The 21,497-nt window shown below is 37.9% G+C and carries 23 protein-coding genes; 7 read left to right on the top strand and 16 right to left on the bottom strand.

Features of this window, described 5'->3' with window-relative positions; translation table 11 throughout:
* Positions 1-85 precede the first annotated feature (85 nt).
* Positions 86-1,063 (bottom strand): alpha-ketoacid dehydrogenase subunit beta, encoded by a 978-nt coding sequence (locus tag JL53_RS06010; RefSeq protein ID WP_003719277.1) that lies wholly within the window; start codon positions 1,061-1,063, stop codon positions 86-88.
* 2 nt (positions 1,064-1,065) lie between these two features.
* Complete coding sequence (gene pdhA / locus JL53_RS06005) at positions 1,066-2,181, bottom strand: pyruvate dehydrogenase (acetyl-transferring) E1 component subunit alpha (protein ID WP_003719276.1); 1,116 nt, start codon at positions 2,179-2,181, stop codon at positions 1,066-1,068.
* Between the two features lie 829 nt (positions 2,182-3,010).
* Between pdhA and def the strand changes: the two genes are divergently transcribed.
* Positions 3,011-3,562 (top strand): peptide deformylase, encoded by a 552-nt coding sequence (gene def / locus JL53_RS06000; RefSeq protein ID WP_003719274.1) that lies wholly within the window; start codon positions 3,011-3,013, stop codon positions 3,560-3,562.
* 47 nt (positions 3,563-3,609) lie between these two features.
* On the opposite strand, the gene JL53_RS05995 is transcribed toward def, so the two are convergent.
* A complete protein-coding gene (locus JL53_RS05995) occupies positions 3,610-4,161 on the bottom strand; it encodes a flavin reductase family protein (protein WP_003719273.1) in 552 nt (183 codons plus the stop codon).
* Positions 4,162-4,299: 138 nt separating this feature from the next.
* Between JL53_RS05995 and JL53_RS05990 the strand changes: the two genes are divergently transcribed.
* Both JL53_RS05990 and JL53_RS05985 read left to right on the top strand, forming a co-directional pair.
* Entirely contained in the window at positions 4,300-5,295 is a 996-nt protein-coding gene (locus JL53_RS05990) for a ThiF family adenylyltransferase (protein ID WP_038407067.1), read from the top strand.
* An 11-nt stretch (positions 5,296-5,306) separates the two neighbouring features.
* A complete protein-coding gene (locus JL53_RS05985) occupies positions 5,307-5,795 on the top strand; it encodes a MogA/MoaB family molybdenum cofactor biosynthesis protein (RefSeq protein ID WP_038407066.1) in 489 nt (162 codons plus the stop codon).
* A 31-nt stretch (positions 5,796-5,826) separates the two neighbouring features.
* Here JL53_RS05985 and moaA read toward each other — a convergent pair whose 3' ends face one another.
* The 7 genes from moaA to modA all read right to left on the bottom strand — a co-directional run bounded on the left by moaA (position 5,827) and on the right by modA (position 10,561).
* On the bottom strand, positions 5,827-6,828 hold the full coding sequence (moaA, locus tag JL53_RS05980; protein WP_038407065.1) for a GTP 3',8-cyclase MoaA: 1,002 nt from the start codon (positions 6,826-6,828) through the stop codon (positions 5,827-5,829).
* A 28-nt stretch (positions 6,829-6,856) separates the two neighbouring features.
* A complete protein-coding gene (gene moaC, locus JL53_RS05975; protein WP_038407064.1) occupies positions 6,857-7,339 on the bottom strand; it encodes a cyclic pyranopterin monophosphate synthase MoaC in 483 nt (160 codons plus the stop codon).
* Between the two features lie 15 nt (positions 7,340-7,354).
* Positions 7,355-7,603, bottom strand: a complete 249-nt coding sequence (gene moaD / locus JL53_RS05970; RefSeq protein WP_038407063.1) for a molybdopterin converting factor subunit 1 — start codon at positions 7,601-7,603, stop codon at positions 7,355-7,357.
* Positions 7,587-8,009, bottom strand: a complete 423-nt coding sequence (locus tag JL53_RS05965) for a molybdenum cofactor biosynthesis protein MoaE (RefSeq protein ID WP_003719267.1) — start codon at positions 8,007-8,009, stop codon at positions 7,587-7,589. Before JL53_RS05965 ends, moaD begins: the two co-directional genes overlap by 17 nt.
* A complete protein-coding gene (mobB, locus tag JL53_RS05960) occupies positions 8,006-8,491 on the bottom strand; it encodes a molybdopterin-guanine dinucleotide biosynthesis protein B (RefSeq protein ID WP_038407062.1) in 486 nt (161 codons plus the stop codon). The genes JL53_RS05965 and mobB overlap by 4 nt, the downstream gene beginning before the upstream one ends.
* On the bottom strand, positions 8,470-9,693 hold the full coding sequence (locus JL53_RS05955; RefSeq protein WP_038407061.1) for a molybdopterin molybdotransferase MoeA: 1,224 nt from the start codon (positions 9,691-9,693) through the stop codon (positions 8,470-8,472). Before JL53_RS05955 ends, mobB begins: the two co-directional genes overlap by 22 nt.
* Before the next feature lie 97 nt (positions 9,694-9,790).
* Positions 9,791-10,561: a molybdate ABC transporter substrate-binding protein gene (modA, locus tag JL53_RS05950; RefSeq protein ID WP_038407059.1), complete on the bottom strand. Its 771-nt coding sequence runs from the start codon at positions 10,559-10,561 to the stop codon at positions 9,791-9,793.
* A 105-nt stretch (positions 10,562-10,666) separates the two neighbouring features.
* Here modA and JL53_RS05945 point away from each other — a divergent pair, with 105 nt between their 5' ends.
* From JL53_RS05945 to JL53_RS05930, 4 genes are all read left to right on the top strand, one after another.
* The gene (locus tag JL53_RS05945) at positions 10,667-11,338 is read left to right on the top strand and encodes a molybdate ABC transporter permease subunit (RefSeq protein ID WP_038407058.1); all 672 of its coding nucleotides are present in this window, start codon (positions 10,667-10,669) and stop codon (positions 11,336-11,338) included.
* Position 11,339: 1 nt separating this feature from the next.
* Positions 11,340-12,002, top strand: a complete 663-nt coding sequence (locus JL53_RS05940) for an ATP-binding cassette domain-containing protein (RefSeq protein ID WP_038407057.1) — start codon at positions 11,340-11,342, stop codon at positions 12,000-12,002.
* Entirely contained in the window at positions 11,983-12,564 is a 582-nt protein-coding gene (locus tag JL53_RS05935; protein WP_038408179.1) for a molybdenum cofactor guanylyltransferase, read from the top strand. The genes JL53_RS05940 and JL53_RS05935 overlap by 20 nt, the downstream gene beginning before the upstream one ends.
* 67 nt (positions 12,565-12,631) lie before the next feature.
* Entirely contained in the window at positions 12,632-13,447 is an 816-nt protein-coding gene (locus JL53_RS05930; protein WP_038407056.1) for a DUF817 domain-containing protein, read from the top strand.
* Positions 13,448-13,507: 60 nt separating this feature from the next.
* On the opposite strand, the gene JL53_RS05925 is transcribed toward JL53_RS05930, so the two are convergent.
* Genes JL53_RS05925 through JL53_RS05900 form a run of 6 tightly spaced genes read right to left on the bottom strand, consistent with a single transcriptional unit; the run spans position 13,508 to position 21,301 of the window.
* A complete protein-coding gene (locus JL53_RS05925; protein WP_038407055.1) occupies positions 13,508-14,773 on the bottom strand; it encodes a glycoside hydrolase family 140 protein in 1,266 nt (421 codons plus the stop codon).
* A gap of 19 nt (positions 14,774-14,792) precedes the next feature.
* Positions 14,793-16,652: a PTS beta-glucoside transporter subunit IIBCA gene (locus JL53_RS05920; protein WP_038407054.1), complete on the bottom strand. Its 1,860-nt coding sequence runs from the start codon at positions 16,650-16,652 to the stop codon at positions 14,793-14,795.
* A complete protein-coding gene (locus JL53_RS05915) occupies positions 16,649-18,112 on the bottom strand; it encodes an FGGY-family carbohydrate kinase (protein ID WP_038407053.1) in 1,464 nt (487 codons plus the stop codon). The genes JL53_RS05920 and JL53_RS05915 overlap by 4 nt, the downstream gene beginning before the upstream one ends.
* Positions 18,109-19,065: a transketolase family protein gene (locus JL53_RS05910; protein WP_038407051.1), complete on the bottom strand. Its 957-nt coding sequence runs from the start codon at positions 19,063-19,065 to the stop codon at positions 18,109-18,111. Before JL53_RS05910 ends, JL53_RS05915 begins: the two co-directional genes overlap by 4 nt.
* Positions 19,058-19,882: a transketolase gene (locus JL53_RS05905; protein WP_038407049.1), complete on the bottom strand. Its 825-nt coding sequence runs from the start codon at positions 19,880-19,882 to the stop codon at positions 19,058-19,060. Before JL53_RS05905 ends, JL53_RS05910 begins: the two co-directional genes overlap by 8 nt.
* Before the next feature lie 15 nt (positions 19,883-19,897).
* Positions 19,898-21,301 (bottom strand): L-fucose/L-arabinose isomerase family protein, encoded by a 1,404-nt coding sequence (locus tag JL53_RS05900; protein ID WP_038407048.1) that lies wholly within the window; start codon positions 21,299-21,301, stop codon positions 19,898-19,900.
* Between the last annotated feature and the right edge of the window lie 196 nt (positions 21,302-21,497).

Genomic DNA, 21,497 nt, shown 5'->3' with positions numbered 1-21,497 from the left:
AGGTTCAGATAAACTGAACCTTAGTATAAAAATATTTCTTTCCCCTTCTAAAACTCCCCATAAGTTTTAAAACGGTTATTATAAATTAAAATGCAATAACTTCTTTTACACGTTCGATGATATCGTTATGATTTGGTAACCAAACTGTTTCTGCCTGAGAAAACGGGAATACGCTATCTGGAGCAGCTACACGCATAACTGGTGCTTCAAGCGAAAGAATCGCGCGGTCATTGATTTCGGCAATAACGTTCGCTGCAATACCTGCTTGTTTTTGTGCTTCTTGAACTACAACAGCACGATTTGTTTTCTTAACAGAAGCGACAATTGTGTCTACATCAATTGGACTAATTGTACGTAAATCGATAACTTCTACAGATACGCCATCTTTTTCAAGTGCTTCTGCTGCTTTCATTGATTCTTGTACCATTGCACCGTAAGTGATAATAGAAACATCCGTACCTTCACGACGAACAGCTGCTTTACCAATTTCTACTGTGTATTCGCCTTCTGGAACTTCTTCACGGAAAGAACGGTATAATTTCATATGTTCTAAGAAGATAACTGGATCGTTATCACGAATAGCTGAGATTAAAAGACCTTTTGCATCGTATGGAGTGGATGGAATTACCACTTTTAAACCAGGAGATTGCGCCATTAAGCCTTCTAAATTGTCCGCGTGCATTTCTGGTGTATGAACCCCACCACCAAAAGGTGCGCGAATTGTAATTGGAGCAGTACGAGTTCCGCCTGTACGGTAACGCATACGAGCCATTTGACCAGCAACGGAATCCATTACTTCAAATACGAAACCGAAGAATTGGATTTCTGGAACTGGACGGAAACCTTCAAGTGCAAGACCGATAGCAAGACCACCGATACCAGATTCAGCTAGAGGCGTATCAAATACACGCTCTTCGCCAAATTGATCTTGTAATCCTTCAGTTGCCCGGAATACGCCGCCGTTTTTACCAACATCTTCCCCAAAAACTAATACGTTTTCGTCTTTTTCAAGTTCTACTGCAAGCGCATCTGTAATCGCTTGAATCATTGTTTTTTGCGCCATGATTATTTCGACTCCTTCGCTTCATAGATTGCCAGTTGCTCTTTGATTGGAGCAGTTGGTGTTTCGTACATATTTTTAAGAAGATCAGTCACTGTTTGTTTTGGTGTAGCGTCTGCTTCTTTAATTGCTACTTTGATTTCTTCTTTTGCTTGATCAATAACAGCATTTTCTTTCTCTTCATTCCAAAGGCCTTTACCTTCTAAGAAAGTACGGAAGCGAACGATTGGATCTTTAAGTTCCCATTCTCCGTCAAGTTCTTTTGTACGGTAACGAGTTGGATCATCACCAGAAAGTGTATGTGGACCATAACGGTAAGTCATTGTTTCAATTAGAGTTGGGCCTTCACCAGCAACTGCACGTTCACGAGCAAATTTAGTTACAGCATATACTGCAAGTGGATCCATTCCGTCAACTTGTACGCCTGGGATTCCAGCTGCAACTGCTTTTTGAGCTAATGTTTCAGCAGCAGATTGTTTTTCACGAGGTGTAGAAATCGCAAATTTATTATTTTGTACTACGAAGATCGCTGGAGCATGGAAAGCACCAGCAAAGTTCATTCCTTCATAGAAGTCGCCTTGAGATGAACCACCATCACCTGTATAAGTGATTACAACAGCATCTTTTTTACGTTTTTTAAGACCTAGAGCAACACCGGCAGCTTGCACGATTTGTGCACCGATGATGATTTGTGGTGATAATACATTTAAATCTTCTGGGAATTGGTTACCTACAAAGTGTCCACGAGAGAATAAGAACGCTTTTGTAAGGGGAAGTCCGTGCCAGATAAGTTGAGGCACATCACGGTATCCTGGAAGAATATAATCATGTTTTTCAAGTGCATAATGACTTGCTAGTTGAGAAGCTTCTTGTCCAGCAGTTGGAGCATAGAAACCTAGACGTCCTTGACGGTTAAGTGAGATAGAACGTTGGTCAAGTACACGAGTCCAAACCATACGAGTCATTAATTCTACTAACTCTTCATCTGTTAAATCCGGCATTAAATCAGGATTTACGATTTCTCCTTTTTCATTCAAAATTTGAACCAATTCAAATTGTTTATGAACAGCCTCAAATTGTTTCTTTACGTCGATAATAGCCTTCTTTGTTTTAGAAGCCATTTCGTATCCACCCTTTCGTCATTCACATTGTACAGCTTTAGTTTCTCGTTAGCAGGAATGCTGCGTATTTCGCTTTTGGTCCGGTCCCTCATTCCAACTGAACGGATGTATCTATAGCTGCCATCCTGATTGTGTATTAATAATAGTAGCATAGTAAAAGAAAAGTTGTTCTATAGAAGAAGCAATTCCGGAAGCTTTTCTGTAAAATCCTATAATTAGTTACGCCACCTCTCCCAGTTATTACCACAAAAAAAGCAATAAAAACATCGATTCCGAGAAATTATGTGAAAATGTTATCAAACTTTCACAATGTTTGGTAAAAAAGTAAGCACTTTTCTTTTTATTATTAAGCCATTTCTGTTTTAATCAAAAAACAAAAAATATTAATACACTAATCTTCTCTCTTAATTTACACTACCAAGATTATGAAGTCAATAAGTTGGTCTCTATTTATTTTATCGCTTACAATGGCATTATTACTTAAATCATTCGCTTTCCACTTCTGTATTAAAAAAAGATGAAACAGAAGCAAACTGTTATATAATATTGCAATTCTCGCATTATCACACCTATTTTGACTTTTTGTTTGCAACTTCTATATAGTTTGTGAATTCACAAACATATTAAATTTTTAATCGTTTAGTTTATACGAACATTTTCTGGATATACCGTTGTATTGTTCGTTTTTAAAACTTTCTTATTTTTAACAAATATGTCTTTAGCCCTATTGATACGTTGTTTTTTATTAGAAAGTAATCTTTCATTCCTTTTTTTTCGTTCTTTTGTTAAAATAAAGATATGTTATTAAAGAACAGGAGAGAATCAAATCATGCTTACGATGGACGATATTGTACGAGAAGGTCACCCGGCGCTACGTAAGGTTGCTAGTGAAGTGACATTTCCGCTTTCAGATGAGGAAAAAAAATTAGGGCGCGAGATGCTCGAATTTCTAATTAATAGTCAAGATGAAGAAGTTGCTGAAAAATATGGCTTGCGTGGTGGTGTTGGAATTGCTGCACCTCAACTTGCCGTAACAAAGCGTTTTTTAGCGATTCATGTCCATGATGAAAAAGATCGACTTTATAGTTATGTGCTTTATAATCCAAAAATCCGTAGTCACTCTGTTCAACAAGCCTGTCTTTCTGGCGGAGAAGGTTGCCTTTCTGTCGACCGTGAAGTTCCGGGTTATGTTGTTCGTAGTGAACGTGTTACTATCGATGCTTTTGATGAAGATGGCGCACCATTAAAATTACGTTTCAAAGGCTACCCCGCTATTGTAGTTCAACACGAAATAGATCATTTGAATGGAATTATGTTTTATGACCATATTAATAAAGAAAATCCCTCTTACTTGCCACCGGATGTGGATGTATTTGGTTAAATTAGAAAACCTCTGTAGAAAAATTCTGCGGGGGTTTTCTATTAGCTTTAATGACCACCAACAGTTTCCAGTGTATTTGCTAGCTGACGGTATTTACGTTCGTTTGCATCACCCGAAAAAAGGACCAAATCTAGTTCCTCATGAATAAAGTTTCCTTCATCATCTATAAGCGCTGATTCCATTAGGCGAGTTTTAATTTCTGCAAAAATGGTATGATATTCTCCGTCTGACACAGTTTGCTTCACCTGACATTCAAAAACAATCGGACAACTGTCTATGTATGGAACTCCTCCATTCTCACTGCCTGTTAATTGGATTTGATGAGCAGTAATTTTATCTTGTCGTTTTCCTGAAGAAAATCCGCCTTGCTCAATTAGCGCGAACTGCTTTGTGTTGGGAAATTGAAGTGCGAATCTTTTCTGAGCAGACAACTGTTTACTCGCATTGCTTTCTGCTGATACACCAATAACAATCGTATTTCCAAGTGTATAAGAGGATGATCCCGTTGACATTTGTGGCTTTCCCTCTTCATTTAAATAGGTTAAAACAAAGACTGGGGAGGCAGGATAAAATTTAGATGTTTCTAGTTTCTGCTTCATAGTTTGCACCTCTAATTTTTAGTATGTTTTACTCATTATAGAAGATAGCCGCGACAAATTGCAAACATAAATCAAAACTACTTTTACAGGCTCTTTTCGTTATTTTCTGGTAAAATATAATAGAAAGAAGGTGAGAACTTGGAACGCTATGATCGACAAATGCGTGTTACAACTATTGGAAAATCTGGCCAAGCTAAACTATTAACTAAAACGATTTTAATTGTTGGTGTTGGTGCAATCGGTTCCTATGCGGCTGAAATTTGCGCACGAATGGGATTCGGAAAACTATTTTTAATAGACCGTGATTATGTGGAGTGGAGCAACTTGCAACGCCAATCCCTTTTCACAGAAAAAGATGCACTTGAAAAACAAGCCAAAGCATACGCAGCATGCAAAGCACTCCGTTTAATTAATAGCGAGATTGAAATCGATTATCTAGTGGATGATGTGACTTCGGAGAGTCTAGCTACTTTTGCTACTAAAGTTGACTATATTTTAGATTGCACGGATAATTTTACAACGCGAGAAGTGCTGAATCAGTTTGCTTTTAACTATCAAATTCCCTGGATTTTCACTTCTTGTGCGGGCAATTATGCGAATATCATGCCGATTATCCCACCAAACTCTGCTTGTTTACTCTGTTTACTCGGTGATTTACCACAAATCAATACTGCGAGTTGCGATGTCATTGGCGTGGATGGCGCGCTTATACCTATTATCGCCGGCATGCAAGTTTCGCTCCTTACCCAAATGATTTTAAAGCCAGATTTTGCAACAAATACATATTACCAAGTAGATAATTGGCAATTCACGTTTCGCTCACTTCAAGTAAACAAGCGGTCCAATTGTTCTGGATGTTCCTCTCAAGCTACTTTTGAGAAACCATTTTCTAAAAAAGCAGTTGCACTCTGCGGTCGAGATACGGTTCAATTTCACTTAACACAAAAAAGTAATTATGAAGCAATCAAACAACGACTTAAAGAAGAACAAATTACTTATAATGAAAATCCCGCCGTTCTCAGCTTTGATTACCAAACGTATCAGTTTGTTATTTTTAAAAACGGACGTGTGTTACTTCATGGTACAGAAAATATCACAGAAGCAACAAAAATTTATCAGCTATTTTTTAATTAAAGGAGCACATGATGGAACAAAAAACATTTATTTCTACTACTTGTAGTATTTTGACGATTAGTGATACGAGAGATATAGAGACTGATACGAGTGGACGGTTAATTCAAACACAATTAGAAGCAGCTGGTCATCAAGTATTATCCCGCGTGGTTGTTCCTGACAATCCCGATTTAATCTTACAAAAAGTGAAAAAACTAGCTGCCAGTGAACCCTTTTGTTTAATCACAAATGGAGGAACAGGGATTGCTAAGCGCGATGTAACTTATGAATCGTTATTCTCGATAATCCGACAAGAAATTCCCGGATTTGGTGAATTGTTTCGGATGCTTAGTTATGAAGAAATCGGTAGTCGAGCGATGGTATCACGTGCATTTGCTGGGTTTTCGCAAAGCGGCTTGTTAGTATTCGCTTTGCCGGGCTCAACCAACGCATGTCGCCTAGCTATGGAAAGACTAATTATCCCTGAACTTCCTCATTTAATAGCAGAACGGCAAAAATAAAAATCCGACTTGTGCGAGTCGGATTTTTTGTTTAACCACCAATTTGGCTCATTCGACGCCAAGTTGGTTTATTGGATTGTACTTCATCTTGCAATTTAAGCGCCATTTCATGGTTTTCCGGCTTGTTATCAATTGCTTTTTGGACAAGTTGCATTAATTTGACTGGTTCATTAATGAAAGGGCGAATATTCATTTCTTCATCCCAGTATAAACAAGCTTTAATATAGCCATCTGCAGTTAGTCTAAGTCGATTGCAACTATCGCAAAAACGGGCACTAACTGGATGAATAACTCCAAATGTTCCTTTGGCTCCTTCTATTCGAAAATTTTCAGAAGGACCGTTGCCGCGAATCGTATCAACTGGTTCGTACACAAACCCAGCTTCTTTACATGCTTCAAAAATTGTATCCAGCGAAAGATATTTTTCTTTCCAACTTGTTCCCGCATGTCCAATTGGCATATATTCAATAAAGCGAATATTAATATCTTTATCTTTAGTAAATTGAAGGAAATTGGTTATTTCATCATCATTTTGACCTTTAATTAACACAACATTTAATTTAATTGGAAATAAGCCAGCCTCTTCAGCTTTTTGAATGCCATCTAATACTTTTTGTAAACGTCCCCCGCGCGTGATTGCTTGGAAACGATCTGCATGAAGGGAATCCAAGCTGATATTCACTCGGGTAAGACCAGCTTCTTTGAGTGCCTCTGCTTTTTTCGCTAAATACATTGCATTAGTCGTAATCGAAATATCCTCGATTTCCGGAATCGCCCCTAAGCCACGAACAATTTCGACAATATCCGTTCTAAGTAATGGCTCTCCACCAGTGATACGCACCTTTTTTATACCAAATTTCACCATTATTTCCATGAAACCAACAATTTCATCTTTGGATAGCACTTTTTCATGGGGCAAAAATGTCAGGCCTTCTTCGGGCATACAATAGACACACCTTAAATTGCACCGATCTGTTACTGAAATGCGAATATAATCATGTACTCGCCCAAATTTATCCGTTAATAATTGCATAAACCAAAACTCCTATCCTACAAAATAGTTACATTTCTGCTTTAAATATCCCACTTTTACCGCCAGTTTTCTCTACTAAATAAGTTTGCTCTATACGCATTCCTCTATCCATCGCTTTACACATGTCATAAATCGTTAGCGCAGCAACTGTGACGGCGGTAAGAGCTTCCATTTCCACACCAGTTTTACCAACAGTGACCACTTCCGAAATAATCGTTAGTTTGTTTTTAGCATCATCTTGAAAAGAAATATCTGCTTTTGTTGTCATAATCGGGTGACACATCGGGATTAGTTCGCTCGTTTTTTTAGCAGCCATAATTCCTGCTACTTGAGCAACTGCTAGGACGTCCCCTTTTTCTATCTTACCTGCATGAATTCTTGCTAAAGTTTCTTCGTTCATATGGATTGTAGTGCTAGCAATAGCCCGGCGTTTTGTTTCTGATTTTGCAGTTACATCTATCATTTTCGCTCGTTTTTCTTCGTTAAAATGAGTTAAATCATCGTTTCCCATTTTCCGCCTCCTTTCTCACCCACCACTAACTGGCGGAATAACGGCTATTTCCTCTATTTTCTCAGGTAAAACATCCTGATCTTGTTGAAATTCCATATTAACAGCTAGCATGCAAGTAGACAGGTCTATAGCAATCTCTGGAAATTCGCTGCTAATCAGTTCCCGCACTTCACCAACCGTTCGACATTGCTGCAAGTTTAACTTTACTTCCGTTTTATTTGTTTTCTCTGCTAAAAAAGCGAAAAATTTAATGGTTGTTAGCACTGGCACCACCCCACCTCGTTTTATCTATATCTTTTTCTTCTTTCCAAATAGGTACTCGTTCTTTTAATCGCTCAATAATATATCGAGATGCCTCGTAACAAGCTGCGCGATGGGGCGTGGAAACACCAATAAAAACGGCAATATCTGTTAGCTGGAGTAACCCTAGTCGGTGGACAATCACAACATCGGCCGTCCATTCTGCTTTCACTTCATCAGCTAGTTTGGTTAATTCTTTGAGCGCCATTTCTTCATAGGCAGTATAACGAATTTCTTCGGTTTGAATATTCCCCGTCCATTCGCGGATTGTCCCAATAAAAATATTGATGCCACCATGCTCTTTATTGATAAGCTTTTCAGAAAGTGCTTGAATTTCGATTTTTTCTTGCTGAAGCGCGATATATTTCATTGTAAAAACTCCTTGATAATCATTTCCGCAAATTGAGTTAACTTGGTTTCCTCACCAATAAAAATGGCTTCTTCCTGTAATTCCAAATGACGAGTCGCAATTTTATGTACGGCTTTGCTATCTTTTAATTGTTCGATTTCTCCTTTTTCACGGACAAGTACAATTTTGGGGAAAGGGCCTTGTTTGTATCCTTCTATCAAAATGATATCCGATTTAGGCAATTTTTGAATGGCCGTTTTTAAGTCTATTCCTGCCTGTTCCATCACAGCATATCGGCGAGAATTAGCGATAACCACCGCTTCTGCACCACTTTCTTGAAAGGAAAAAGAATCTGTTCCTGCGTGATCTATAGAAAAATCATGCGCATCATGTTTTATAGCAGAAACTGTATAATTTTCTTTACGGCTGGCTTTAATTAACGCATTAAGCAAAGTCGTTTTCCCACTATTTTTAAAGCCAATTATTTGGAGGATAGTAGCCATGTTTCTACCTCTTCTCCGGTAAATTTCCCAACTTTCCCGCGTGGGATTTTAAGCAAACAAGTTGTCAAATGTAAATTTCCAAGTGCACTCGACATATCGCTTCCTACTGGTTTTACTAAATACTCGCCATTCTCTGAAAGCTGGTAAGTCCCTCGCAAAAACCGGTCAAAACCATTATTTTTCGGATAATCCGTCGCCATTTTTGCTTGGACGTGTTTTGTTGCAGTCAGTTCTTTCCCCATTAAAGTAGCAAGTACAGGCTCCACTAATAAATAAAATCCCGTAAAACAAGCGCCTGGGTTTCCAGAAAGCGCAACAATTAATGTATCATTTAACCACATCCCAGTCGTTGGACTACCTGGACGCATTTGAATTTTATTGAACAGTAATTCCGCTTCTTGTTTGGCGATATCTGCCATGAAATCAAAATCTCCTACCGAAACTCCACCTGTCGTAATTATCAAATCAGCAATTTCTGTCAGTTCAAGCAATCGTCTTTTGGTATCAAGATAATTATCTGGCAACTGTTCTGTAGCACAAATTTCAGCATGGAACAGTTGTAAAAGATTTTCAAGCAATGGCTGATTGCTATTGTATATTTTCCCATCTGGAAGTGCATTTCCAGCAGTCACCAACTCACTGCCAGTTGATAAAATAGCTACTTTCGGTTTCCTGATAACTTGCACCTCATTAATCCCAAAAGAAGCAAGTAAGCTTATCGAACCAGCATTTAGCGTATGACCACGGTCTAAAAGTAAATCCCCTTTCGCAAATTCTGCACCAATTTCTGTAATATTACTAGTTGGTTGTGTATTTAATAGTGTAATTTCATTTTTATTGGTCGTTTCTTTTGATTGTTCAAGCATGATAATTTTGCTCGCGCCTGTTGGTACCTTTGCCCCTGTCATTATTCGGACAGTTTCACCTGGTGCAAGTGGTTTATCATATGTTGCCCCGCAAGGAACTTCCGCAACCACTCGTAAGGTGATAGGATAATTTTCATCATCAATTTCTGTAATAGCATATCCGTCATATCCCGAACGCCGAAAATAAGGAGCTGGAAAGGGGGCAAAAATCGGTTCTTGCAAAACTTGATGTAACGCACTTCCAATCCCTACCTTCACCACTGGAAGGGGTGTAATCTGGTTGCATAAAATTTCTCTTGCTTGTTCCATTTTGATGGTGCTTCTTTTTTCAATCATCTGGGCGCACTTCCCTTCTATCCAAAACTATGTATGCGTTTTCTTTAGTACCAATATACAGGAGTTTTCTCATTTTAAAAAGCAAAGCGACTTCTCATTAATTAGCTGATTGGAATCCATATTTTCCGAGAATTTTCTGCGCTTCTTGTTTATTCATAAAGTCTAAGAAAGTTATTGTTGCTTTTTTCTGTTCTGAATTACTAACTTGAGCGCTGTAATAAGCAATTGGATCATGCAATTTGGCATCTATTTTAGCTGATACTTGAACTTTTTTACTTAGCAGTGCGTCTGTTTGGTATACAAAACCAGCATCCGCATTCCCAGCCTCTACATAAGATAATACTTGTCGAACATCTGTCGCAAGCACTAGTTTCGCTTTTTCTGCATCATAAAGTTGTAGATTTTCTAGTGTTTGTTTTGCATAGGCACCAGCTGGGACGGATTCTGGGTCACCAATAGCAATTTTATCGGCATGATTAAGTAGTTGCTCTAAGTTTTGATTAGTCGCTACCTTCATGTTCTTTGGCTTAATTAACACTAGTTGGTTACTAGCGAATTCACGCTCTTGCTCAGCCAAATCTTGCTCCAACAAGGTATCGGTATCTTTTTTACTAGCTAAAAGCACGCCATCAATGGGTGCTCCGCTTTCTACACGTTCACGAATTTGTCCAGATCCACCAAAGTCAAAAGATAATTTGATGCTTGGATATTCTTTTTCAAAAAGTGGTTTCACTTCATCTATAGTATCTTTCAAACTTGCTGCTGCGGAAATATGTATGGTGGTTGTTTTTATCTCTTTTTGATTGCTACCACATGCTGTTAGTAGTAGTAATAATCCGCAAGTTATAATGAATCCTATTTTTTTCATCTTACATCTCCCCTTTTGTATAAATTTATTGTACTTAAGTTTGACAATTTATACCAGAGAGAACAATAATAATAGGAGTATAAGAGGTTACCCGGGAGGAATTTTATGTTTACATCTGTTTGGCATACTTTACTCGTTGCCACTATTTCAACATTTATAGCATTTATTACGATGTTGCCACTTAGTTATTATTTTGCTGGTCGAAAATCTCGCTTTCAATTAATCGTGGAAATACTGATTCTACTACCACTTGTCTTGCCGCCAACTGTGGTTGGTCTGGTATTGTTAAATATTTTAGGACGAAATGATTTCGTTGGTGGGGTTTTATGGAATACATTTGATTTTAGTTTTATTTTTTCACTTAGTGGAGCGATTGTCGCAACGACGATTATTATTTTACCTATTATGTATCAAGGGCTAAAATCTGCTTTTCTATCGATTGATCATGAGTTAGTATGGGCAGCAGAAACTCTGTCGGCCAATAAAAAACAAATTTTCCAGAAGATTATTTTACCCAATTGCTGGCAACCTATTTTAGCTGGTGTTTTACTTAGCTTTTGTCGTGCGATGGGAGAATTTGGAGCAAGTTTGATGGTGGCTGGTTATATTGAAGGAAAAACCGATACGATTGCTTCTAGTATTTATTTCATGGTGCAGCAAGGTGATATGCGGACGGCAATCTACCTAGGATTAATTAATGTAATTATTGGGGTCTTTGCGCTACTAGTTATTCATATTCTTACCGTACGCCAAACCCAATTGATGAGGGGGATGTAGCATGCTTCGATTACAATTTCATAAAAAACTTCCTTTTCACGACTTAAATATCGACTACACCTTTGACCAACCTGTTACAGCAATGATGGGGGCTAGCGGTTCTGGGAAATCTACTTTATTCCAATGCGTGAGTGGTCTTAAAACAATTGATGGTGGTACGATTGACTTCGACGGAACACCTTGGGATGATTCTACTATCTCACTGCATCTCCCTGCTACAGAGCGAAAAGTAGGTTATTTATTCCAAAATCTCGCTCTATTCCCTAATATGAATGTCTATGAAAATATTGCTTTTGGGCTAAAGATTCGAAAAAAGAAGAAAAAAGAACAACTGGAAATTCAGCAACAAGTAAGGAAAATGAGTGATTATTTGCAAATATCGCATTTACTTTATTCTTCTGTTCAAAAACTTTCTGGTGGCGAAAAACAGCGTGTTGCTATGGCTCGAGCAATGATTATCGAACCAAAATTACTTTTACTTGATGAACCGTTTAATGGCTTGGATGAAGAAACACGACTGATTTGTATGAAACTAGTTGGACAAATGGCAAAAGATTTTCACATTCCGGTTATTTTTGTCACACATTATGTCTCGGAAGCAGAAATGATGACAGAGGAGATTTTGGTGATGCGAGATGGACGACTTGAAAAACGCAAAAGTTAATGTTGGTATCATTCTTGCCGGTGGAAAATCAAGTCGTTTTGGCGAGCCGAAAGCCTTTTTCCGAGATAAGGCTTCTGGAAAAACTTGGATAGAAATGACTGTTAACAAATTAGTGCCTTATTGCGTGCAAATTTTTATTTCTGCTAACGAAGCAAATTACAAAGAGTTAACCATTTTATTTCGAGATGCAGCAACTATCCAAGTAGTTCCAGATGATCCTACTTACTTAGATTATGGACCGCTTGGTGGCATTTATGCGGCGATGCTTGCTGCCAAACAATACAAGCAAGCGAATTTCCTTGTACTTCCAACTGACATGCCTGATTTAACCGGCCGTGAATTAGTACAACTCGCGGCACATCCAAACTGCTTCGCAAAAACAAAACAAGCAAACCATTATTTAGTTGCCAATATCCCTTATGCAATTCTTCCACTAACCAAACTACTTCAAAATAAGGAGCATCGAGTATTCGCGCTACTTAAAGAGCTTGATTCTGCCTCATTATTTTTTGAAAATGAGCAGCCCTTTCGAAATGTGAATTACCAACACGAACTAAATTAACCTTTTCTTGTCCATTTCTTTAGACTTTTTTGGTAAACTAAAGAAAAGAATGAGAAGAGGTTTTTGAATGGCATTTTTCCACTTACTTTGGACTTTTACTTGGAAACAAGCGCTTTGTTGTATTTTCCCAGGAATTATTTTTATTTCACTCGCACTAACAAAATTGCTAGATATTCCTTTTATTACTCGTTATGATTTACTTTTGTTGATTTGTATTATCGCTCAGTTGCTGTTAATTAAATTTGGCTTGGAAACCTGGGATGAACTTAAAGTCATTATGATTTTTCATGTGATTGGGCTTGTTCTTGAAATTTATAAAGTACATATGGGATCTTGGAGTTATCCAGAACCAGGTTTCACGAAAATATTGGGAGTCCCGCTTTATAGTGGTTTTATGTATTCCAGTATTGCGAGCTACATTTGTCAGGCGTGGAAACGATTCGATTTACAGATGACTAACTGGCCGAATATTTGGCTTATTACCGCATTATGTGTGGCAATTTATGGTAATTTTTTTACGCATCATTTTATCATGGATTTTCGTTGGATTTTAATAGTTTTAGTTCTAGTACTTTTCCGAAAAACCTATGTCCACTTTAAAGTTAGTTCTACACAGCTAAAAATGCCATTATCGTTCTCTTTTTTATGTATCGCTTTTTTTATTTATCTAGCAGAAAATATCGCAAGTTTCTACGGTGCTTGGGCTTATCCAGACCAGCTCGTCACTTGGCATCCAGTACATGCTTCGAAAATCACGAGTTGGTATTTACTGGTTATTATTAGTATTATCATTGTTGCACAGTTGAAATTTATAAAAAAAGATTTAACGAATAAAGAAACCAGTAGTTTAGACACAGCAAAAGGCGAGGCAACACTTAAATAGTTACCTCGCTTTAATTATTAGCTGGCAAAATAAAATTTTTTTCTAGAAAGAAATTAGGATTTATTGATGAAGTATATATAAACTATCTTTTAAAAAAGGTGTCATCTGAATTTCTGTTTTTGCTTCATGAAGTACTTTTGTAAGACCAATCTTCTTACCTTGCTCCAAATCAATAGCATAATCATCTACAGAAGTAAATTGCCCTTTCAGATAAATAGGGACATTTGATGGCACATAAACAATAACTAATTTTTCGGTCTCTGCTGCTCGAATTTCTGAAGTTCGATTTAAGACTAAATTTATTGGTTTAAGTGTTGTTAAATCATTAGCTAAAATAAAGGATTTTAGAAATGCATAATCTGTTGCACCATCAAAATGAAGTGCTTGTCGCCAGTTAAATGGAGAAACAAATCCTTCACCGAGCGCTGATCCAAATGTACTCCCTTCTTCATGCCAACTCCAAATGCCGTGCGCCCCATAAGTAATACCAGCTATAGCACCAGATAAAACACTTTGCCAAGCAGCTTTCCGCACATCTTCTCGGTTAAAACGACCGTATTTTTGTCGACTATATCCCATTAATTCGTAGCACGGTTCTGAATTGATAACTGGCTTCATTGGCTCTAACTGGCTAAAATGTTCTGCCAATGTATAGGTCATTGCTTGATGCTCAGAATTATGTCCAGATTGATAAAAATACAAATCGAGAGCTGGATGTGTTTGTAGTTTTTCAGGGATTTCTTTTAAACGACCGCAAATATGCAAAACTTTCAGTGCTTGCGGTGCTTTTTTAGAAACAGTTTCTAAAGCTTCTAAATAATAATCTGCTACAGTTTCCGTTGGGAAATCCGTGTCCCCACTAATGATATAAATGGGGTTGAATTGATCAAAATGTCCCAACATCATTTCCGTATAAGATTTAATGTCTTCTTTTCGAAACAGCGGACTGGTACCAAATTTCGCCCCCCACGTCTCCGGAATATAATTACACCATAGCAAAACGAGCGCTGGAGTAAAACCTTGATTTACTGCCATTTCTAACATTTTTTCTGCATGTTTAAAGTAAGCTTCATTTTTAGACTGTAAATCGAAAAAGCCTTCACTTATACCAAATGGCTCTTGAATACTTTCTAGTACGCTTCGATCCCATTGTGGCAAAATATTGATTTGCAGCACATTAAAACCTTGCTCTTTTCGGACTTTTAAGTAGTAGGCCCAATCGGTTAAATCAATATTCGTAAATGCACTCCAAACTGTATCTGCGAGGTAGAAAAAAGGTTCACCATTTTTCTCTATTCGACGCTTATCAGCACTTTGTGTTAACATTTTTTTCACCCTTTCTATACTAAGCCTTTGCTTCTAAAATCTTTTGGTTATTATCTACATTTTTCCCAAGGTTTAATGTAATAACATCGGCCAGTGCGGCACTATTCGTTACAATGACTGGTGTGGTAGCATCGTAGCCAGCTTTTTTTATTTCATTCAAATCAAATGTTCCTAACAAATCGCCTTTTTTTACTTCTTCTGATTCGCTCACTTTAATATCAAAAAAATGACCGTTTAGATTAACTGTATCAAGTCCAACATGAATTAACAACTCGACTCCCTGTTTAGAAATCAAACCTATTGCATGCTTGGTCTTAAAAACACTAAGTACTGTTCCATCAAATGGAGCACAAATTTCGCCACTCGTAGGAAGAATTGCTACTCCCGCTCCCATTATACCACCTGAGAACACTTCATCTTTTACATCATTTAACGCCATTAATTCACCTTGAAGCGGGCTATAAATAGTTTCGTCCAATGTCGCTACTTTTCCTGTTTGGATTACTACCTCCTCTACCACTTTATCTTTAAATCCAAAGAAATAAGTTAAAATCAATGCGATGCTGAAAGCTACCACTAGCGAAATTAAAAATCCCCAGAAATCCCAGCCTATTCCATCTGGATTAATGAACATCGGAATACCGAAAATCCCACCAGACGCGAAGCCACCAAACATTTTCGCAGCACTCATACCTGCAATTGCACCACCAAAGGCCGATCCAACACAAGCCATAATAAATGGTTTTTTATACGGCAAGTTTACCCCATAAATTGCTGGTTCCGTGATTCCTAAAAATCCAGAAATAGTTGCGGTTACAGAAAGTGAACGCAATTCTTGGTTTCGGGTTTTAAGCATCACTGCCATAACCGCACCAGTTTGCGCAAATACAGTACAATAAAGCATTGCATTAATTGGATCGTATCCTAAAACAGAAATATTATTAATGAAAATCGGTATAAATGCCCAGTGTAGTCCAAACATAACAGCCACTTGCCAAATACCAGCCAGGAAGAACCCTGCGATCATCGGACTAAGCGAATAAAGTGCCAATGCTCCTTTTGCAAGTAGTTGGCTAGCATATGTTGAAACAGGCCCGATGATAATTAGAGATACAGGGACCACAATTAAAAGTAGCAATAGAGGGACAAAAATCAATTGTAAACTTTTCGGAATAAATTTTACTAATACTTTTTCCAGTTTACTCATAAAGTAAATAGCTAAAATAACAGGAATAACAGACATTGTATAGTTCATTAAAATAACTGGAATATGTAGAAATGTTAAATGTGCTCCATTGCTATACATTTCAACAAGTGTTGGGTAAACAAGCGATGCACCGACTGCAGCAGAAAGGTATTGATTCGCTTTAAATACTTTCCCAGCTGAAAAGCCAAGTATAATTGGCATAAAGTAAAAGAGCGCATCACTTGCCGCGTAAAGAACTTCGTAAATACCAGCAGAGGTATCAATTAATCCCGTTGTGACTGCGGCTGTTAGGAAACCTTTCAGAATACCTGAAGCTGCCATTAGACCCAGTACTGGCATAAAAATTCCTGAAATCAATTCAACAAACTTATTAAAAATACTTTTGTGTTCTTGTTCAGAATCATCTTGTGGTACATCATCTGGTTTAATCCCTAAAACTTGAATGACCTCATCATAAACATAACTGACATGATCACCGATAACCACTTGGTATTGCCCGCCACTTTTCACAACCGTCATAACACCTTGTAACGCTTTGATTTTTTCTGTATCTGCTAGTTTTTCATCACGTAACTTAAATCGTAGCCGTGTGACACAATGAATCACACTCAAAATATTCTCTTTTCCACCAACAAGCTTTACAACCTCTTTCGCAAGATCCGAATTATTCATTTAAAATTCCTCACCTTCTGTAATTTTAGAATACTGTTTTTCACTTGTTTTTCCCAATTTCGAAAATCGTCTAAGGCATTTTTATGAGTGATATCTGGATGATACAACTTTGCTAGCTTTCTCTTTTCTCGTGATTTAATTTCAGCAATTTTTATTACACCCATTGCTGAAAGTTCTTCTACAGGACTGACTGCCACTTCTGCATTTAAAACATTTGCTAAATATTGCATCAACTCAGGTTGCTTTGTTAATCCACCGTCCACTTGTAAGCGCTTAATATTTTGACCTGTCATTAACTCCATTTGGTCGATAACAGCCTTAATTTGAAATGCAATACTTGTATAACCAGCACGAATAATATGCCATTTTGTATGTTCTCGCGTGAGTCCGATAATTTCTGCTTGTATATCTAGATTCCAATAAGGCGCACCTAATCCTAATTGACCAGGAATTAGTACAACGCCCTCATTGGACGGTAATTGAAATGCTTGCTTACAAGCTGTATGATAATCCTTAAAGAGTTCTAATTGCTCGGATAAAAAAACTAATGTGTCTCCACAAGAACGAATGATTCCTTCTAATGCAAACTGATTGACACCTGCATTATCCCAGGCAAGAGTCGTCAAAATAGCTTCATTTTCAGGTAGTCGCCTCTCACCAATTTGCATCATAACAGAACATCCCGTCCCAAGCGTCGCCTTTACTCCCCCAAATGTATAACAACCTTGTCCATAAAGTGCCGCTTCTGAATCAGCCATTACACTACGAATTGGTATCCCCAGATAGCTTCCAAAATCCCCAACAGACTGCTTCACTTCTGGTAAATGATCACGCGCGACTCCGAAAAGTTCGAGTAGCTCATCTGACCAATCATTTTTCCGAATATCATAAAGGAGTGTACGACTAGCATTCGTTCGATCTGTGAAATAGTTACTATCATCTGTAAGCGAAAATAACACCCAAGCATCCATTGTGCCAAACGCTAATTGATTACGACCCGCTGCATCCCTCACTGCTGAAATATTTTCCAACAACCACTTCATTTTAGGAGCAGAAAAATAAGAATCAATTTTCAGTCCGGTAATTTGTTTAATTCGTTTTTCGCAGCCAGCTTCTTTTAATGTTTCGCAAATTTTTTTTGTTCGATTACATTGCCATACAATCGCATTATATAGCGGTTTTCCAGTTTGTTTATCCCAAGCCACAATTGTTTCACGTTGATTCGTCAAAGCTAGTCGTTCAATTTCTGCTGCGACTATATTATGTTTTGCCAAGATGTCCGCAATTAATGTACGGACATTTTGACAAATTTCAATGGGATTATGCTCCACCCAACCTTTGTGTGGATAAAGTTGTTGATGCTTTTTATCCAAACGGTCCACAAGTTCCCCTGCTTTAAACAATAATACTTTTGTGCCGGATGTGCTTTGATCAATGGCGATTTGATAATGTTTCTTCATCTTTTTTCGTCTCCAATAATTGGTAGGTTTTTCATGATAATATCAGCAACTCCAGTAGCAGATAAACCATAATAAGCGAAAATTTCTTGGCTTGTTCCAGCAATTGCAGGTTCATCCGGAATTCCTAAAATCAAATGACGAATACTTGTTGAAAAACTGCTTACCACTTCGCTCACTGCTGCACCTAACCCCCCATAAATACTATGTTCTTCCATACTAATAAGTAGTTTTGTTTCAGCTAATGCCGCTTCTACTACTCCTTTATCAAACGGTTTGATTGTTGAAAAATTCAATACGCGTGCACTAATTCCTTTTAACTTTAATTCTTCGCTTGCATCAAGTGCGACGCGTACCATTTCGCCAGTTGCTAAAATTGACACATCGTCCCCTTCTCTAAGGGTCCCAGCTTTCCCAATTTGAAATACTGGTTTTTCGATGTAACAATCTTCTACCGCATTTCTTCCAAGACGAACATATGCCGGTCGATTTGATTGAAGCAAATAGTCAAAAACAGCCTCTGTTTCTAGGCGATCTGCAGGTAGAATGACTTCTAAATTAGGAATCGCTCTAGTAACTGCAATATCTTGAAGCGAATGATGGCTCATACCAAGTGCACCATAACTGACACCACCACTGATGCCAATCAATTTTACATTCGTGTCTGAATAAGCCACATCTACTTTCACCTGTTCAATACTACGCATACTCAGGAAACACGCAGGTGAAGCAACAAAAGCTCGTTTGCCACTGTGTGCTAATCCTGCTGCAATTCCAACAATATTTTGTTCGGCAATACCCGTTTCAATTAATCGTTCTGGAAATTTTTCTGCGAAAGCTCCTAGCGAAGCAGATCCTCTTGAATCACTTGTTAATACAACTAAATTGCTATCGTTACGAGCTGCTTCTTTCATTAAAACCTCACACATTACTTGGCGGTTCGCGATTTTATTCATGACGACACGCCTCCATTCTTTCCTCTAAATCTTTCATTGCTATTTCGTATTCCTCACGGCTTGGTACATAGTGATGCCATTTAGCAACATTTTCAGCCATTTTAATGCCATAACCTTTAATTGTTTTCGCAATAATTAGACGAGGTTTTCCAGTTTTATTCACTGTTTTAAAAAGTGCTTGTAGTTTATCCGGATTGTTTCCATCTACTTCGATAACATCCCAACCAAATGCGCGCCACTTATCTGCCAAAGGTTCCACGCTCATGACATCCTCCGTGCGACCAGAAATTTGTAAGGAGTTTCGATCAATAATGGCTGTTAAATTATCTAACTTGTAATTTGCCGCAGCCATCGCGCCTTCCCAAACGGACCCTTCCGCAAGTTCTCCGTCTCCCATTAGTGTATAGGTGTGATAACTTTTCCCATCCATTTTAGCGGCTAATGCGATACCCACAGAAACCGATAATCCATGCCCAAGCGAACCTGTGTTCATTTCAATTCCTGCAACTTTATTATTTGGATGTCCGATAAAACGAGAGCCAAATGCGGAGAAAGTACCCAATTCTTCTTTTGCAAAAAATCCTTTATCTGCCAAAACCGCCCAAAGAACTTCGACAGCATGGCCTTTACTTTGGACGTAGCGATCACGGTCTAATGCATCAGGATTATCCGGATTAATATTCATCCCGCCATAGTATAGTGCCACAAGAATATCCGCGCATGATAAATCTGAACCAGTATGTCCTGTTTTTGCATCGTAAATCATTTTTATAACATCTTTTCTAATTTCAAACGATTTCATCTTTAATTCACTCATTTTTTACTCCTTTCTCTATTCACCCCGTAAATAAGCTTTTACATCTTCTTCAATCGGGTCATAGAGGTCTGGCTTTACGCCAATATATTTGCATGCCTCGTACAGAATTGAGACCACATCTGCATGGATGCCACTAACATGATGAATATATGGTCCTGAAACAATTTTTTCCTCTAATCGTTTCAAATTGTCTACCTCAATCCAAAGATATGTTCCTTTTGTGTAAGGCCCATCAATACCTTTAGCTTTACCTAGTAACAAGGAGTATTCACCGTTGTCACCATCAAAACGGCATAAAGTCAGTTCCCCACCTTTTGCTTCTGCTTCTACTGCTCCTGGTGAGTCAAATGCTAGCGGATAGCCAATTGCTGGTTTTTCTTTCGCAACGGAAAACGGAAATAAACCACAGTGTTGGAGTAATTCCCCATTTTCGTTATCTGGATGACGAACAGTCCAATCGGCAAAAAAGCTTTTATTCTTACCTACATTTGCTGCTTCAATTAATAAACAAGAAATTGCTCCATGAATATCTGTTTCACAAACAACAGGAATTCCTTCATCAATCAACATGGCATTTGCTGCACAAGGCATAATACTAATTTCATCCTGAAGCGCTGTCCAACATTGAATCGCAATCGCACTGCAACCGTATTTTGTAGCTAAATTTTTCATGGCAACTTTAAGTGCCGCAACCATCCGCAAATCAACATCCTTAATTTTAACGATGGCGCATCCCTCACAGTATTCGACAGTGCCGTCTACCTCATCAATTTGTTCCTTCGATACATTCCGAATTTCTTTGATTAATTCTGGTAACGGAATTGGCGCAAGTTGAATATTGAATTTTTCTAACAACTCACCTTCATTACACATCGTTGTCCAAAAATCAAACGGGCGAGGACCAATTTGTAAAATTCGCATGTTTTGAAAGGTTTTTACAGTATTACAAACTGCAATAAAATCTCGAATACCTCGTTCAAATTCGGGATCAGATAATCGGCAATTCGTCATGTATGTAAAAGGTACTTGAAATCTACGCAAAATTTTTCCAGTTGCGAATAACCCGCATTGTGTATCACGTAGTCGAATACCTTTTTCATCTGGACGTTCATCACGAGGTCCCCATAAAAGAACAGGTACATTTAACTCTTTTGCAAGCCTTGCACAAACATATTCCGTTCCAAAATTAGTATGTGGCAAAAATAAGCCTCGAATACCTGCAGCTTTAAATTTTTCAGCAATTTTTGAAACATCCGCGTCATCATACAGCAAACCATCTTCATTAAATTCAGCTATATCTACAAATTCAATGTTTAGTTCGTTTAGTTTTTCTCGTGTGAGGTTAGCATATTTAACTGCATCTGGTGCACTAAATATGTTACGTCTCGTTGGAGCAAAACCAATCTTAATCGCCTCCATCTTCTAACCACCTTTATTTTAGTTTAGTAAATATTTTAGTTCTTAGAAAAAGCAATTAGTAATCGCTTTCTTCCGTTTCATTATAGCCCCACCCCTAAACTAAGTCAATAAATATTTAGATTAATTTATGTTTTGTTTTAGTTTATTTTATGTTATTTAACTAAACAAAGCGGTTAAACCCACTTATTCGGCTGTT

Origin of the sequence: Listeria ivanovii subsp. londoniensis, assembly GCF_000763495.1 — a bacterium.
Lineage (GTDB): Bacteria > Bacillota > Bacilli > Lactobacillales > Listeriaceae > Listeria > Listeria londoniensis.
The sequence above is the reverse complement of the archived record's forward strand: the minus strand, read 5'-3'. Positions and strand labels throughout refer to the sequence as shown.